A 14,501-nucleotide genomic window follows, 5' to 3' on the forward strand; every position below is an offset into this window, starting at 1 on the left:
TGCTTATCAGGATGCCGATTACGACATCTATACTTCACTGAATATGAATTATTCATTAAGCCATATCTATTGTCTCCGGCAAGATAGGTAACAGTTTTTTACCAAAGAGATAATGAATAAAACCCATTTGGGTGTTAAATCTCACCGCCCAAATCATCGCGTTGTCGCTGAAAAGCAGGATTGTTGAAAATATGTTCAGAATGAATGCCTTCCATTCCATCAAGCTCAATCTCAAATGGGCCGGCATGTTCTGGTTACTGAACGCCTTTTTACTGACGGCAATCGCTTTTCGCTTTTGGCAGTGGATCTCCATTCCCCGTGGGGATATACGCTCAGTGGTGTATTTACTGGCCACTCAATACGGGCTGTTCGGCGCCTTCTGTGTGCTGGCGATGGTCATTCAATGCCTGCTGTGTTTTTTACCGCCCAGGCTGTTTCGGCCCGTGGGTATCCTGTTGGCGTTTTGTCTCAGTGCGCTGCTGGTGGTGGACACACTGGTCTATGCCCAATATCGTTTTCACCTGAACGGCGTGGTTCTGGAAATGCTGTTCCAGGGACAGGATATCATCGATCTCTCCTGGTATACCTGGCTGATAGGCGGTTGCATCGGCCTGGTATTACTGACAGTGCAATGCCTGTTCAGCTTTATGGCGTTGAGGATGCCGCGGCTCCAGCGGATGCGCAAGCCGGCCTATGCGCTAATGGCGGTAAGTATTCTGGTGAGCCAGGGTTTGCATGTCTGGGACGATGCCAACTATAAAACCCAGATACCCAGCTATACCCGGCAATTCCCACTGTATTATCCCTTAACCGCCAAAAGCCGGCTGGTTAAATGGGGCCTGGTGGACCCCTCGGTGGCGCTGAACAAGGAAAACAACCTGCATGTGGCGAGCGAGGGGGTACTGCATTACCCCTTGCAGGCTATCCAATATCAAAAGCCGGCCCGGCAGCCCAACATCCTGTTTATCCTGATTGATGCCTGGCGCTACGATGACGCCAACCCGCAGGTGACCCCCAATGTCAGCCGTTTTGCCCAGAAGGCCCTGCGCTTTCATCAGCACCGTAGCGGCGGCAACTCCACCGAACCGGGTATCTTCAGCTTGTTCTACAGCCTGCCGGATACCTATTGGCTGTCGGTACGCAACAGCGGTCAACGTCCGGTTTTAATGCAAACCCTGGCGGAACAGGGGTATGAATTCACTATTCACGGTTCCGCCACTATCAGCCACCCGCCATTTGACCGCACGGTATTTGCCGACATACCCCATTTGACCCTCAGTAATAACGCCCGCACGCCCGCCCTGCGGGATCAGCAGATAACCGATGAGTTCAAGCAATTTATCGATAAACGTGACGGCTCACGCCCGTTTTTCGGTTTCCTGTTTTATGATGCGGCTCACGGTTATGATCTGCCGCCCAATCCGGTAACGCCGTTCCAGCCTTATTGGGACCGGGTTGACCATATCAAGCTGAATAATGATTTTGATCCCACGCCTTATCATAATCTCTACCGTAATGCGCTTTATTATGATGATGGGCTGATCGGCCAGGTATTAACCAAATTGCAGCAGGCCGGGCTGGATAAAAATACCCTGGTGATCATCACCTCCGATCACGGCGAAGAGTTTAACGATCATAAAAAGAATTATTGGGGACACGGCAGCAACTATAGCGATGTGCAGATACATGTACCGATGTTTATGCGCCTGCCGGATGGGCAAAGCGGCGATATCGACCGGCGGACCACGCATTTCGATGTGGTACCGACCCTGATGGCGACCGTGGCCGGAGTATCAACCCCCACCAGCGACTACAGCGTGGGCCAGAATATGTTGGATCCCTCGGCCCCGCGTTCGGAGGATATGATTGTCGGCAGTTATTATAATTATGCCGTGGTCTCGCCGGATTTGATTAATGTGGTCTATCCCGGCGGCGTTTTCGAAACGTTGACCCCGGATCTGAACCCCACCAAACACCGCCTGCTGCAGGGAGATCGGCTGAAAAACATTATCAGCCTGATGTCGCGCTTCAATAAATAGCCGGACGTTATCAATGGACCTGCCCTGACAAAAACGGTTCCCGTTCGGGAACCGTTGAAGAGTTAAAAAAGCGGCCGGTGGCGACGCGTTGCGGCATCGACGATGAAACATTGTGAGTCATAGGTCTGTCTCCATGTTAAATAGGACTTGCGTGCGATCATGACTAGATAATTAATAACTCTCATAATTAGCCTTTTCAGATCAAAAGCCCAAAATAACTACCGCCAGTGGCGCGATTACGGTTCAGGAAGTTTGAGGATTATACCGGATGTTCGACAGGAATCAGGAGGGGGGATAGGTGTCGGTTGACAGGAACACGTTTAGCCATAGGCGAATCTGCTGCCAGCAATTATACTATTGACCTGTCTTAGGCTGTCTGGAGGGCTTATGAAGCTCACGCGATACACCGACTATGCATTGAGGGTCATTATTTACCTCGGTTCGCGGGATGACGGTCTGTCGTCCATTGCTGAAATTTCCGCTCTTTACGATATCTCACGCAATAATCTGATGAAGGTGGTGCAGGATTTGGCCCATTGGGGTTATATCGAGGCTATCCGCGGGCGCAGCGGCGGGATCCGCCTGGGGCGGCCGGCCGAAGACATCAATCTCGGCACGCTTATTCGCCACACCGAAAAAAATCAAAATCTGGTGGATTGCACCCAGTGCGTGATTGCCCCCGCCTGCGGCCTGCCCGGGGTACTTACCGAGGCTACCCGGGCATTTTTCGCCGTGCTGGATAAATACACTCTGGCCGACTTACTGGTACAGCGCCACCATTTCAAAGACCTGCTGATCTTCTCCGATCAATAAACCCCGCCATCATCCAAGCCAAAATACCAACAGCGCGGCGAGAATGCAGTAACCGCCGAACAGATGCCAGCGGTCTTGTTCCAGCCAGCGCGACAACCAGCGCAGGGCAACCAGTCCGGCGATAAAACTAAACAGCATACCCAGCAGGCTGGGCAACAGCATAGGCAATATCGTGCCCGAAACAGCGCCCGAGGGTAACGCGGGATTAGCCCCGCCGCCGTGAAAGGCGCGCAGCGCTTCTTTAGCGATCACCACCGGCGTAAGCACCACCGCCAGGGCAAAACTGAACTCTTCGGCGCGTTTGCGCGTCACCCCCATAGCCAGACCGGTGGAAATAGTGGCGCCCGATCGGGAAAAACCGCGAAAAGGCAGACAGAGTCCCTGAACCAAACCTATAACCAGCGCGCGCACGCTTGATATTTCCCCCCCCTCCCGTTCGCCAAAGCGTGACGAAGCGATAATCAGAACGCCGGCGGCGGCTAAGCCCGCCGCAATAATCTTACTGTTGCCGAACAGATGCTCAATTTCAAAATCCGGGGCATTGTGGGCATACAGATGTTTGATCAGGCTTTGCAAGGTCAACCCCACCACTCCGGTTACCGCGGTGGCCAGAACAATATAAAAAGCATTGTGGCGAAATGCCTTGCCGGAGCTGAAATAGGTGGTACGCCAGGTTTTCCAAAAATACAGGATTACCGCAAACATGGTGCCGGTATGCAGCATCACCAGTAATAACGTCATTTCTGGCGCGGTAGGATCCAGGCCCAGCAGCTTCTCGGCCATGATCACATGCGCCGAACTTGATACCGGCAGCAGTTCAGCCAAGCCTTGTACAATGGCGAGAATGAGTATGTTTATAAAGGACATCGTGTTGGTCTCACAGCAAGGCAAGGGCGATGACGCCATCGCAAAGGGTGGAATTCATAAGAAGCGTTAACCTGGGGGAAGGGATGAATATGAAAGAAGTTTATAGAAAGCGCTTTATTTTTACCGCTGAATTTTACATTAGAACTGTTACTGATCATTTCGTGCGAAAGTTTCAACCGACAACCATTCCGATGCGCATGGGGGCGCCAGCCGGACTGACCCCAAAAATTGCGCTACATCAAGCAATGATTAACTAACGGAAATTGCTCTATAACATTCGGCGATGCCGTTCTATCTTAAAGATGCATTTAAAATGCATCTTATAAGGAGAACTCATTATGTTTTGTGTGCAATGTGAACAAACCATCCGTACGCCATCGTCTAACGGCTGCGCCTACGCGCAGGGAATGTGCGGTAAATCCGCCGAAACCTCCGATTTACAGGACCTGCTGATTGCGGTGCTCCATGGATTATCGGCCTGGGCGATACAGGCCCGTGAGCAGGGTATCGTCGATCATCAGGTGGACAGCTTCGCGCCGCGGGCTTTTTTCGCCACTCTGACCAATGTGAACTTCGATTCGGCACGCATCGTTGAATATGCCCATGAAACCATCGCCCTGCGCGAGAGATTGATTGCGCGCTGCCGCGCCCTGGAACCAGGGGTAGATATTCCGCATCCCATGGCCCATATTATGCTGCCCTCTCTGTCGCTGGCCGGCCTTCAGGCCGAAGCGCAGCGTTTCGCCCTTAATGCCGATAAAGCCGAAGTGGGCGCCGACATACACGGATTGCGGATGCTTTGCCTGTACGGTCTGAAGGGCGCCGCCGCCTATCTGGAACATGCCCATGTGCTGGGACAGTATGACGACGAAGTCTACCGTCAATACCATGAAATCATGTGCTGGCTCGGCACCCGTCCGGCGCAAATGGACGAGTTGCTGGCGCAGTCGATGAATATTGGCAAAATGAATTTTTCCATATTGGCGATGCTGGATCGCGGCGAGACCGAAACCTACGGCAATCCCCGGCCCACCCGAGTGAACGTGAAAGCGGTGGCGGGCAAGGCCATATTGATTTCCGGCCATGACCTGCGGGATTTGCGCATGCTGCTGGAGCAGACCGAGGGCACCGGGGTCAATATTTATACCCACGGTGAAATGCTGCCCGCCCATGGCTATCCGGAGCTGAAAAAATTTGCCCATCTGGCGGGTAACTACGGCAGCGGCTGGCAGAACCAGCAGACCGAGTTCGCCCGTTTCCCCGGGCCGGTGGTAATGACCTCCAACTGCATTATCGATCCCTTTGTCGGGCAATACGACGAACGGATCTGGACCCGCAGTATTGTCGGCTGGCCGGGGGTAAAACACCTGGAAGGGGAGGATTTCTCGCCGGTGATAGAGCAGGCCCAAAGCATGCCGGGTTTCCCTTACAGTGAAATCGAGCATCTCATCACCATCGGATTTGGCCGCCAAACGCTGCTGGATGCCGCCGATACGGTTATCGACCTGGTGGCGCGGCAAAAACTGCGGCACATCTTCCTGGTGGGCGGTTGCGACGGCAGCCGGGAAGAGCGCAGCTATTACACCGATTTTGCCCTCGGCGTACCGCAGGATTGCCTGGTCATGACCCTGGCGTGCGGCAAATACCGCTTCAACAAACTGGACTTCGGCACCCTGGAGGGGCTTCCCCGTCTGCTGGACGTGGGCCAATGCAACGATGCCTATTCGGCTATAACCCTGGCGGTAAAACTGGCGGAAAAATTGGGATGCGGCGTCAATGATTTGCCGCTCAGCCTTGTGCTGTCCTGGTTTGAACAGAAGGCCATCGTCATTTTGCTTACCCTTTTGTCTCTGGGGGTAAAAAATATCTTTGTCGGGCCCACCGCGCCGGCCTTCCTCACCGACAATCTGCTGACGGTGCTCAATCAGCAATTCGGCCTGCGTCCCATCACCGACGCGACCCGGGATCTTGATGCCATTTTCGCCGCCTGCGCCTAAGGAGTCATCATGTTAATACCCCACGGGTTATGCACTCACGCCATGCAGGTTCATCATATAGAGCAGGAGACCCCCGATGTCTGGACTCTTTCCCTGATCAATCACGATGTTTATGCTTACGAACCGGGGCAATTCGCCTTGGTAAGCATCAATAACAGCGAGACCCTGCGCGCCTATACCCTCTCGTCCACGCCGGGACAAAGCCGCTTTGTCACCTTGACGGTGCGCCGTCTGGAAAACGGCAGCGGATCGGGCTGGCTGACGCGGCGGGTGAAAACCGGCGACACTCTCTGGCTGTCGGATGCCCAAGGCGACTTCACCTGCGCCCGGCAAGAGGACGAACGTTATCTGTTTCTGGCCGCCGGCTGCGGCGTGACGCCGATTATGTCCATGTGCCGCTGGCTGGCGGCCAATCGTCCGCGGGCGGATGTTCAGGTGATTTACAGTGTGCGTACGCCCCGGGAGGTTATCTTCGCTAAAACCTGGCCGACGCTGCAGCCCTGGCTGCGATTGACGCTGTTTGCCGAACAGCAGGCCGTTTCGCCTATGATAGCCGGCAGGCTTGACCGGGCACACCTGGCGGCGCTGGTGCCGGATATCGCCACGCGTCGGGTGATGGCCTGTGGTCCGGCGCCTTATATGGATCTGGTGGAAAAGGATGCGATGGCACTGGGCGCCACCGGCTTTATGCAAGAGCGGTTCCATACGACCGCCGTCACCGGCACGCAGCGGTTGAAGATCACCGTGACGCGATTGCAGCGTGAATTCAGCGCGCCGGTGGGAATGAGCCTGCTGGAGGCGCTTGAGGCCAACAACATCCCGGTTAACGCCGCCTGCCGCGCCGGCGTATGCGGCTGCTGTAAAACCCGCATCCTCGCCGGCCGCTATACCGCCGCCAGCACCGCGACCCTTAGCCCGGCGGAGATCGCCGAGGGCTACGTGCTGGCCTGCAGTTGCCGGTTGGAGGGAGATGTCGTTGTAGCTTGAGAGGGTTATATGCCCACCGGTTATTGCCAACAAGAGGATAAAATGGCCGGCTTCCGCGCCGGTCAGTTATGCACGGCGTCGGGAGACTTGCCTGCGTGTAAATTTAGCAAAGATGTCGCTAAATATTTGACCTTGTATAAGCCATTTACGTTGATCCCGCAGGCAATAATCTGTATAAAAAACCAGTGCCAATAAAAGGGAGGATTTATGCGGGTAGAATTGATTTATGACAAGCGTAATGTCAGCGGTTTACCGAACGCCGGCGCATTGATCGAAGCGGAACTGTCAAAACGCGTCCATCGGGTATTCCCTGCCGCCGACGTGAAGGTCAAAGCCATGCAGGCCAACGGCATCAACACCGACGCCAATAAACAGGAAAAGGCGATATTGAATCGCCTGGTGGAAGAGATGTTCGAAGAAGCCGATGAATGGATGATTGTGGATTAAGCCGCCCTACGCGTGCCCTATAGGGTACAGCAGGCCCGCGATCACCAGTCGTGCAACGAACCTGTTAAGGGAGACCGTGCTGATGGGGTCGAAGCGGGCGTGGTTTTTCCGCCCGCCAGAGCGCCCCACAGCACGGTGGGCCCGCGTTAACCGATCGTGCAACGAACCTGTAAAGAGAGACCATGCTGATGGGGCCGCCGCCGGCGCAGCCGTCAGAAGTTAAACGCACCGCCGATATAAGGGCCGTCGGCCACGATATTGTCGCGGTCGCCGTCTTTACCGTCCATCGCCATATAACGATAACCGACGCTTACCGTCACCACCGGGATCGCCGTCAAACGCACCCCGGCGGTAGCTTCGGTGTAATTGCCGATACCGCTGGAAAGGGAATCCGGGGAATAATAATAATCGCCGTATAGACTGAAAAGGCCGCCCACCGGCAGCTGTAGCCCGCCGCCCACCGCGACGGCATAACCTTCATCACCGTCTTTGGGCCCCATATACAGGCCTTTGCCGCCGGCGGTGGCCATAAACGGCCCGAAAGGAATATTGTAACCCAGGCCTAAACCGGCCACATCGCCATTGTCGTCGTTGTGCGCCCAGTTACCGGTCAATGCCAGGCCGGGAGTGGTGGTACCGAAACCGAAACCCAGGTTAGTATAATGCTCACCCACCTCACCGGTGACGCTGGCGGCATTAACTGATGCGGCAGCAAACATCAGGCTGGCGGCAGCGCCAGCAGCAAGAATCTTGTTCATTATTTATCCTGAATAATCAAAAATGAGCGGGTAAAGTTCCGCCAGAGGCAGTCTACCTCAAAGCAGGATGAAAAGTAGCAGGTTCTTGGCTTGAGTATCATGATTTAACAGCAATTTTGTGCAAAAAAAGCCTAATTTTGGTTTAGTCTGATCCGTATCTGGCTAGAGCTGTGCCGAAATGTCTAAAACCAGAGGATAAACCGGGTTCCCGGCGCGGATTGTGTGACCGACAGCCGCCAACGATGGGCCACCGCGATTTCCTTGCAAATAGACAGGCCCAGCCCGGCTCCTTCATGGACGGCGTCGGGAGCCCGCCAGAATCGATCGAACAGAAAAGGCAGATATTCGGCCTTAATGCCCGGCCCGCTGTCTTGTACCTGAATCGAACTGTCGCTGATGGCAACGTTGACGGCGCCATAGGGCGGCGTCACGTTGATAGCGTTTTCAATGATATTTTTCAACAGGATAAACAAGGCGCCTCGGTCAGCGGTTAACAGCGGCAGGGCGTCCGGCGCGTCCACGCGCAGTTTCACCTGGTTCTTATCGGCCTTGCGGGCCAGATACTCCACCACATCCTGAGCGACATCCACCGTGTCCACGCCGGCAAAATGATAATTCTGCGACTCGCTCACTTCCGCCAGATGCAAAAGTTGCCGTACGTGTCTTGCCATCAAATCGATTTCAAAAAACAACAGTTTCTTGTCTTTGATTTCCGGCTGCAGCTCAATCTGTCCGCGAATCAGGGTCAGGGGCGTTTGCAGCTCATGGGCGGCCGAGGCCAGGAATTCCTGCTGCACTTTAAAGCCGTTTTCCAGCCGCGCCAAGGCATCGTTAAACGCCACCAGCAGCGGCTTGATCTCGCTTGGAATGTTGTTATAGGACAACCGGGTTTTTAAATTGGCCGGGGTAATGGACGCGGCGGCGCCCGAGGCGACTCTTACCGGACGCATGACCCGGCGCACAGTGAAGGGAAAGGTCAGACTGAATAAAATCATCGTGATAAACAGTGACCAGCCGAAAATTTCCGGAATCGGTTTGAGTTTCAGATTCATGATGGCTTTATTGAAAATCTCGCTGGTGGCGACCTGGACATAGAATCGCACCCCCGTTTGATCTATGCCTAACGTCACCAGATCGAACCGCCGTCCGTCTATGATTACCTTCTCGCGCAGGGTCGCCTCGTTGGCCAGATTCTTGCTGTCCAGCGTGCCGAAAAGCCGGCCCTGGGGGGATTGCAGCAAAATATTACCGTCCTCATCGCATACGCGATAGAGTATTTCGCTGGCGGCGGTCTTGACCAGCCATGCCGTTTGCGGGTCGAACACTATCGATGCCGGACGGCCGCTATCGTTGAACCGAAGCCCGGCCGCCACCTCCTGCGCCGTCTTCATATCCTTATCCCGCTGCCACATGAACTCCGGGTACTGATTAAAGACATACAGAACAATGGCGGTAATAATCGGCAGGCTCAGCGCCAGCGCGGCTACGCTGATGAGCCAGAGACGGGCGGACAGGCTGCTGATCCAATACCTGAACATAGGGTCTTTCCTTCCTGTGCAGGCGCCCGGCATGTTGCGGGATGAAGGCTTTATGCGGCGGACTGCAGGGCAAAACCCACGCCGCGGATGTTTGCAATGCGCACCGTGGCGCCGACGCCGGCCAGCTTTTTACGCAACCGATGGACCGTAACCTCCAATGCATTGGGCGTAACCGCATCCGCCAGCCCCCATGCCGCATGCTCCAATACCGCATGGCGCACGGTCTGCCCTCCGGCGCCCAGCAGCGACGACATGATCTGCAGCTCCGCCGGCGCCAGTATCGTCACACGGGCGCCGCAGCGCAGCGCGTGCTCCTGCGGATCCACGGAGATATCGGCAAAACGCTGCACCAGCGCGGTCATTTTAACCGGCCGTCGCATCAGCGTACGCACCCGCGCCACCAGCTCGCTCATTTCAAAGGGCTTGCTCACATAATCGTCCGCCCCGCTCTCCAGGCCCTCGATGCGATCGTGCAATGCATCCCTGGCGGTTAACATTAAGCACGGCGTCATCTGGCCGCTGGCGCGCAGGTTGCGTAAAAAGTTAAGCCCGTCCCCGTCCGGTAATCCACGATCCACCAACAGTACCGCATACTCCGCCTGCTTCATCCCGTAGGCAGCTTCCGAAAGATTGGCGAAAATATCCGTTTCCACTCCCGCACTCAATAACGCCTGGCGAATCATCTGCGCCAGGCGCTGCTGATCCTCGATCAGCGCCACTCGTGACATAGGCCGTTACTCACCTGAATGTATAAAGATAACCGAACTTCGCCTCGGGAATATAGGTTTTACCCACCAGCGGGCTATCGGTAATGCCACCGCCCAGGCGGGTGACTCCGACGTCAAGGCTTATGCTCTGGTTCGGCGTTAAGTTATAGCCAAAGCTTGTACCCACCGACGTATTGTAGGTGGATTTGCCATTATACTGGTCACGTCCGGGGCGCGCCTCCGACGGCATCACGCCATAATAATAATCGACGTTTTTATCGCTGAGCCACTGGGCGCCCACATAGGGTTTGATGGAAAAATCCCCGAAGTCGAAGGATTTGCCGAATTCGATATCGGCCTTCTGCCCTTTGCTGCCCGCGGTCAGGAAGTCGGCGGAAAGCGTGCCGTATCCCGTATCCCACGCCGCCGCCGGGCCGAACCAGAAGGCGCCTTTGCGTTTTTGCATGTCGTTGAGTATCGGCGCATCGGATCCCTTGTAACCGTCGCCAAGGGCATACCTGCCGCGCAGGGTGAGCGCCAGGCCGCCCCATTTGCCGATCTTTGCGTCGACGGTGGTCCCCAGGACATGTACCCATTTGTCCTCAAAATAGACCAACGGAAGCGGCGTGAAGTCCGAACCGTAACCGCTGTAGGGCGATTGGTGATAACCCAGCCCCGCCCCCAGGCCCCACTGCGTGGTGTCCTGGGTATCGCTTAGCAGCGTAAAGCCGAAATCCTCCCCGGCGTCGGGCTCGTTGACACCTTCCGCCCAAATGGCGCCCGTGTACAGCAAAACCGACGCCGCCAATAACGGCAACCAGGACCTATGGCTAAGAAATTTTGTCACAATCGTGCTCTTGAGTTTGAAAAAGGACGGCACGACTTTAAAACCCAACGACTTACTGTTCACTTACGGCCCGACAAATCAGCAACGACGCCAAGCTCCCCCAGCCAATCTGTTTATTGCCATTTATGTTTTGGCGCCTGATAGCGATTAAATCTTTCGAGTATAAGGTCTGGTCTCTCCTCGACAATCAGCATATCCACATATTCGGCTTTTAGGAAACCTTCCTCGGCCATTCGGTTTATCATAGCCAGCAAAGGAGAAAAATAATCATTCACATTTAAAAAAGCACAGGGTTTCTGATGTAACCCCAACTGAGCCCATGTCCACTGTTCGAATATTTCTTCCAGCGTACCGGCCCCGCCGGGAAGCGTCAGGAAAGCATGGGAAAGACCGGCCATCATATTTTTTCTTTCATGCATGTCTTTCACTACATAAAGTTTTGTCAGCCCGGTATGGGCTATCTCTTTATCAACCAGTGATTGAGGCATAACGCCTATTACCTGGCCGTCATTTTGTATGGCCGCATCCGCGATGGCGCCCATAAGGCCGACTTTTCCCCCGCCATAAACGATTGTTATACTATTTTTCGCGAAAAAAGCGCCGATAGAGTTAGCCGCCTGAAGATAAACGGGATTGATGCCCGCGCTGGAACCGCAGAAAATGCCGATGCTGGTTAACATTTGTCACTCCACCAAAAATTTTCTGAATTTTAAAACCCGTCCGACCTATTTACATTTAAATTATTCTAAGAAAAAGCGCAAAATGTGAAAAATACGTGCGTTAAAGGGGCTTACTGCCTATGCGGCAGTGAACGATGCGGCCGATGATACAATAGTAATAGCGCAATTTTAAGCTGCCTGTGCGGCAGTTTATTCCCGCTTCAGGCGATTGCTGTTTGCCAGCCACAGAGTAATCACCAGGATTAAGATCGCTGCCGAATAATAGAGCGTATCCAGGGAATTTTTATGGTCGACGATAATCAGGCGAATAATCGCGGTAATACTGATATAGACAAAATAGCGCAGCGGGAAATGATAGCCGGACTGGAAGTATTTCACAATCAGCGCGATAAATTCGAAATATAAAAAATAATTAACTATACCTTCAATAAGTAAATAGGTTGAGGACTCAGCGTCCGTATGCAGCAGTACCTCACCCAGGTGGTAAGTTTCCTTGCCCAAAAAAACGATAAGAATAATCCCCAGGCACACCAGGCCGATGTTCAATATCATTTGCAGTAGGGTTGCAATGCGCAATCCTGTAATCATGCTCACACCTTTTTATTGTTATCCCATGGACAATCCCGACGAGCATAGCATGCTTTTATGAGACTCAGATCACAAAAGCAACCTCAAGCTTTTAGCTCAGCCGTGAATTTTTTTGCTTAACTTTACTTGGATTCATATCCAACGGCACAAACCCTCCGCAGCGGGTTTGTGTCTAATGAGAAATTCTGGGACAGGAGTCCTTGCCGAGTGGTTAACGCAACGCAGAGTGCTCAGGCGTGTTTAAGACGCTCGTTCAACGTTTCAACAATAAATGAATTTACCGAGACATGATGTTCAGCAGCGGCAATGGCCAACTGCTCACCAAATGATTCCGGATAGCGAAGCGTAAAGGTTTTTACTTTCTCTTCCCGTTCATAAGGGTCAATGTTATTTTCCCGGCAGTCTTCAAGGTATTCACGTAACGAAACCTCTCCTTCCCTTTTTAACCCTTCGATGCTATCGGCAACGAAATCACAATACCCTGACAACCCGACAAACCTGCCTCGAAACATGCCGATTTCGGTAACATAGCTGATAGTGGCCGGTTGCCCGGCGACTACCATGGTATTAGGGGTTATTAACACTTTTGTCATGGTTCAACTCCTATGCTCTCCAGCCATTCACGCAGGCCGACCAGCGCGCCTTTGTCAGTGTCAGGTGACGGATGGGGACGATGAAACCTGGCGATGCCGCCATTAAGTAAGAATCGGACCCGCGACCCGCCGCCTTCCTTGATTTCACCGCCTAAAGCACGGATAAGCGATTCAATTTCCGACCATTTAATGTTGGAGGGTACCGGTGATTTAAAAATTTGATTCAACACCACCTGCTGTTTTTTACGCAGGCCGGCCAATTTTTGTCGCATTGACTCATCCATGAGCACCTTGATTGACGTTAAAATAGCAACCTGCTCCGATGAAGTCAATTTATGAAGTCAAAAATCACCATTTAAGGTCATTTAAGGTCATTTAAGGTAGACAGAAATTACTCCCGCCCCCTATTCTATAACGGTAAACAAGCGACTTTATAAGGGTATAAGGACTAAGGGGATGAGCATGCCGGCCACCAATAACAATCAGCTCGGAACCTATCTCAAGGATCGGCGCGGCAAACTCGATCCAACGGCCTTTGGCTTTTCATTGACACGCCGCCGGACCCCCGGTCTGCGGCGCGAAGAAGTGGCCCAGCGCGCCAATGTCAGCCCGACGTGGTACACCTGGCTCGAACAGGGCCGGGGCGGGGCGCCCTCCGCCGAGGTACTGGAGCGGATAGCCGGCGCCCTGATGCTGACAACGGTCGAACGCGAGCATCTTTTCCTGCTCGCCCTGGGCCGTCCCCCCGAGGTTCGTTACCAGGCGGGTGAGGGCATTTCACCGCGACTGCAACGGGTGCTTGATGCGCTGGCGTTCAGCCCGGCCTTTGTAAAGACCTGTACCTGGGACATAGTGGCGTGGAATCGCGCCGCTTCGGCGGTGTTCGATTATGGATCCCTCTTACCTGGACAACTCAACATCCTGCGCCGGATATTTCTTGATCCCGAGACCCGCGCCGCGCAGCTTGATTGGGAAAGCGTCGCCCGGCTAGTGGTGGCGGTGTTCCGGGCGGACGCCACGCGCGCGGGCGCCGTGAAGAATATCGAGGCCCTGGTGGACGAGCTCTGCCGCCAAAGCCCCGAGTTCGCCGCAATGTGGCGCGACAACGATGTACGCGCGCATGGTGAAGGCATAAAAAGCCTGAAGCATCCGCAGGCCGGACTTATCGCCATGGAGTTTTCGTCCTTTGCCGTTGATGGACGACCCGATCTCAGCATGGTTGTCTATAACCCGGCAACGCCGACGGATTACGAAAAGGTCCGTGCGATTATCGAAGCCGGATCGGAAGCGGTCCGGTGACAGGACAGCGCCGTTTGCCGATGAAAAAATCCCATCACCGCAAAAGCCTCAGCGAAATGGCTTAAGCAACGCATTAAAATCAAAGTGAGACACCGGCTGCGTTTCCACGGCCGCGTAAATCCGCGTAGTCGACACATGTTCTCGCGCCTGCAAATGTTCATCGAAATAATATTGGCTTCGGCAGCCTATAAATTTTAAATATCATATTCATTTAAGTAAGAACCGGCAACGACCCATTAACTGTGCTTTGTTTTGATTGTCACTAAACTATGCTATGATCTCCTTCTCTCTGGACGACCAGGCAGACTTTCACTCACTTAGGGACGGCCCTGTTATCGGAG

Annotated in this window: 16 protein-coding genes; 7 read left to right on the forward strand and 9 right to left on the reverse strand. The window is 53.9% G+C overall.

From position 1 onward, the window contains the following. Positions 1-191 precede the first annotated feature (191 nt). Together HB631_RS07715 and HB631_RS07720 are read left to right on the forward strand one after the other, a co-directional pair. The gene (locus tag HB631_RS07715; RefSeq protein ID WP_213990578.1) at positions 192-2,039 is read left to right on the forward strand and encodes a DUF3413 domain-containing protein; all 1,848 of its coding nucleotides are present in this window, start codon (positions 192-194) and stop codon (positions 2,037-2,039) included. A gap of 387 nt (positions 2,040-2,426) precedes the next feature. Further along, a complete protein-coding gene (locus HB631_RS07720) occupies positions 2,427-2,852 on the forward strand; it encodes an Rrf2 family transcriptional regulator (RefSeq protein ID WP_213990579.1) in 426 nt (141 codons plus the stop codon). Between the two features lie 9 nt (positions 2,853-2,861). Here the strand turns inward: HB631_RS07720 and HB631_RS07725 are convergent, their stop codons facing one another. Beyond that, positions 2,862-3,719, reverse strand: a complete 858-nt coding sequence (locus tag HB631_RS07725; protein WP_213990580.1) for an undecaprenyl-diphosphate phosphatase — start codon at positions 3,717-3,719, stop codon at positions 2,862-2,864. 89 nt (positions 3,720-3,808) lie between these two features. Here HB631_RS07725 and HB631_RS07730 point away from each other — a divergent pair, with 89 nt between their 5' ends. The 4 genes from HB631_RS07730 to HB631_RS07745 all read left to right on the forward strand — a co-directional run bounded on the left by HB631_RS07730 (position 3,809) and on the right by HB631_RS07745 (position 7,150). Further along, the gene (locus HB631_RS07730) at positions 3,809-3,976 is read left to right on the forward strand and encodes a hypothetical protein (protein WP_213990581.1); all 168 of its coding nucleotides are present in this window, start codon (positions 3,809-3,811) and stop codon (positions 3,974-3,976) included. Positions 3,977-4,057: 81 nt separating this feature from the next. Then, positions 4,058-5,716: a hydroxylamine reductase gene (gene hcp, locus HB631_RS07735; protein WP_213990582.1), complete on the forward strand. Its 1,659-nt coding sequence runs from the start codon at positions 4,058-4,060 to the stop codon at positions 5,714-5,716. 9 nt (positions 5,717-5,725) lie between these two features. After that, positions 5,726-6,703, forward strand: coding sequence for an NADH oxidoreductase (hcr, locus tag HB631_RS07740; RefSeq protein WP_213990583.1), 978 nt, complete (start codon positions 5,726-5,728; stop codon positions 6,701-6,703). Positions 6,704-6,910: 207 nt separating this feature from the next. Then, positions 6,911-7,150: a DinI-like family protein gene (locus HB631_RS07745; RefSeq protein WP_213990584.1), complete on the forward strand. Its 240-nt coding sequence runs from the start codon at positions 6,911-6,913 to the stop codon at positions 7,148-7,150. Positions 7,151-7,362: 212 nt separating this feature from the next. Here the strand turns inward: HB631_RS07745 and HB631_RS07750 are convergent, their stop codons facing one another. The 8 genes from HB631_RS07750 to HB631_RS07785 form a co-directional block, all read right to left on the reverse strand. Continuing rightward, positions 7,363-7,908, reverse strand: a complete 546-nt coding sequence (locus HB631_RS07750; RefSeq protein WP_213990585.1) for a YfaZ family outer membrane protein — start codon at positions 7,906-7,908, stop codon at positions 7,363-7,365. A gap of 182 nt (positions 7,909-8,090) precedes the next feature. Beyond that, on the reverse strand, positions 8,091-9,446 hold the full coding sequence (locus HB631_RS07755; RefSeq protein WP_213990586.1) for a HAMP domain-containing sensor histidine kinase: 1,356 nt from the start codon (positions 9,444-9,446) through the stop codon (positions 8,091-8,093). Between the two features lie 50 nt (positions 9,447-9,496). After that, positions 9,497-10,174, reverse strand: coding sequence for a response regulator transcription factor (locus tag HB631_RS07760; protein ID WP_213990587.1), 678 nt, complete (start codon positions 10,172-10,174; stop codon positions 9,497-9,499). A 10-nt stretch (positions 10,175-10,184) separates the two neighbouring features. Continuing rightward, entirely contained in the window at positions 10,185-11,000 is an 816-nt protein-coding gene (locus HB631_RS07765; protein WP_213990588.1) for a MipA/OmpV family protein, read from the reverse strand. Between the two features lie 113 nt (positions 11,001-11,113). Further along, complete coding sequence (locus HB631_RS07770; protein ID WP_213990589.1) at positions 11,114-11,680, reverse strand: TIGR00730 family Rossman fold protein; 567 nt, start codon at positions 11,678-11,680, stop codon at positions 11,114-11,116. Positions 11,681-11,869: 189 nt separating this feature from the next. Beyond that, a complete protein-coding gene (psiE, locus tag HB631_RS07775; protein ID WP_213990590.1) occupies positions 11,870-12,268 on the reverse strand; it encodes a phosphate-starvation-inducible protein PsiE in 399 nt (132 codons plus the stop codon). Positions 12,269-12,498: 230 nt separating this feature from the next. Then, positions 12,499-12,861: a type II toxin-antitoxin system HicB family antitoxin gene (locus HB631_RS07780; RefSeq protein WP_213990591.1), complete on the reverse strand. Its 363-nt coding sequence runs from the start codon at positions 12,859-12,861 to the stop codon at positions 12,499-12,501. Next, on the reverse strand, positions 12,858-13,133 hold the full coding sequence (locus HB631_RS07785; RefSeq protein ID WP_213990936.1) for a type II toxin-antitoxin system HicA family toxin: 276 nt from the start codon (positions 13,131-13,133) through the stop codon (positions 12,858-12,860). The genes HB631_RS07780 and HB631_RS07785 overlap by 4 nt, the downstream gene beginning before the upstream one ends. 190 nt (positions 13,134-13,323) lie before the next feature. Between HB631_RS07785 and HB631_RS07790 the strand changes: the two genes are divergently transcribed. After that, positions 13,324-14,160: a helix-turn-helix transcriptional regulator gene (locus HB631_RS07790; RefSeq protein WP_213990592.1), complete on the forward strand. Its 837-nt coding sequence runs from the start codon at positions 13,324-13,326 to the stop codon at positions 14,158-14,160. Positions 14,161-14,501 lie beyond the last annotated feature (341 nt).

Origin of the sequence: Sodalis sp. dw_96 (assembly GCF_018449575.1) — a bacterium.
GTDB lineage: Bacteria > Pseudomonadota > Gammaproteobacteria > Enterobacterales > Enterobacteriaceae > Acerihabitans.

Excerpts from the sequence above, each read along its gene's own strand:
- HB631_RS07715 (WP_213990578.1), top strand. The coding sequence starts at position 192 with ATGTTCAGAATGAATGCCTTCCATTCCATCAAGCTCAATCTCAAATGG.
- HB631_RS07720 (WP_213990579.1), top strand. The coding sequence starts at position 2,427 with ATGAAGCTCACGCGATACACCGACTATGCATTGAGGGTCATTATTTAC.
- HB631_RS07725 (WP_213990580.1), bottom strand. The coding sequence starts at position 3,719 with ATGTCCTTTATAAACATACTCATTCTCGCCATTGTACAAGGCTTGGCT.
- HB631_RS07730 (WP_213990581.1), top strand. The coding sequence starts at position 3,809 with ATGAAAGAAGTTTATAGAAAGCGCTTTATTTTTACCGCTGAATTTTAC.
- hcp (WP_213990582.1), top strand. The coding sequence starts at position 4,058 with ATGTTTTGTGTGCAATGTGAACAAACCATCCGTACGCCATCGTCTAAC.
- hcr (WP_213990583.1), top strand. The coding sequence starts at position 5,726 with ATGTTAATACCCCACGGGTTATGCACTCACGCCATGCAGGTTCATCAT.
- HB631_RS07745 (WP_213990584.1), top strand. The coding sequence starts at position 6,911 with ATGCGGGTAGAATTGATTTATGACAAGCGTAATGTCAGCGGTTTACCG.
- HB631_RS07750 (WP_213990585.1), bottom strand. The coding sequence starts at position 7,908 with ATGAACAAGATTCTTGCTGCTGGCGCTGCCGCCAGCCTGATGTTTGCT.
- HB631_RS07755 (WP_213990586.1), bottom strand. The coding sequence starts at position 9,446 with ATGTTCAGGTATTGGATCAGCAGCCTGTCCGCCCGTCTCTGGCTCATC.
- HB631_RS07760 (WP_213990587.1), bottom strand. The coding sequence starts at position 10,174 with ATGTCACGAGTGGCGCTGATCGAGGATCAGCAGCGCCTGGCGCAGATG.
- HB631_RS07770 (WP_213990589.1), bottom strand. The coding sequence starts at position 11,680 with ATGTTAACCAGCATCGGCATTTTCTGCGGTTCCAGCGCGGGCATCAAT.
- psiE (WP_213990590.1), bottom strand. The coding sequence starts at position 12,268 with ATGATTACAGGATTGCGCATTGCAACCCTACTGCAAATGATATTGAAC.
- HB631_RS07780 (WP_213990591.1), bottom strand. The coding sequence starts at position 12,861 with ATGACAAAAGTGTTAATAACCCCTAATACCATGGTAGTCGCCGGGCAA.
- HB631_RS07785 (WP_213990936.1), bottom strand. The coding sequence starts at position 13,133 with ATGCGACAAAAATTGGCCGGCCTGCGTAAAAAACAGCAGGTGGTGTTG.
- HB631_RS07790 (WP_213990592.1), top strand. The coding sequence starts at position 13,324 with ATGCCGGCCACCAATAACAATCAGCTCGGAACCTATCTCAAGGATCGG.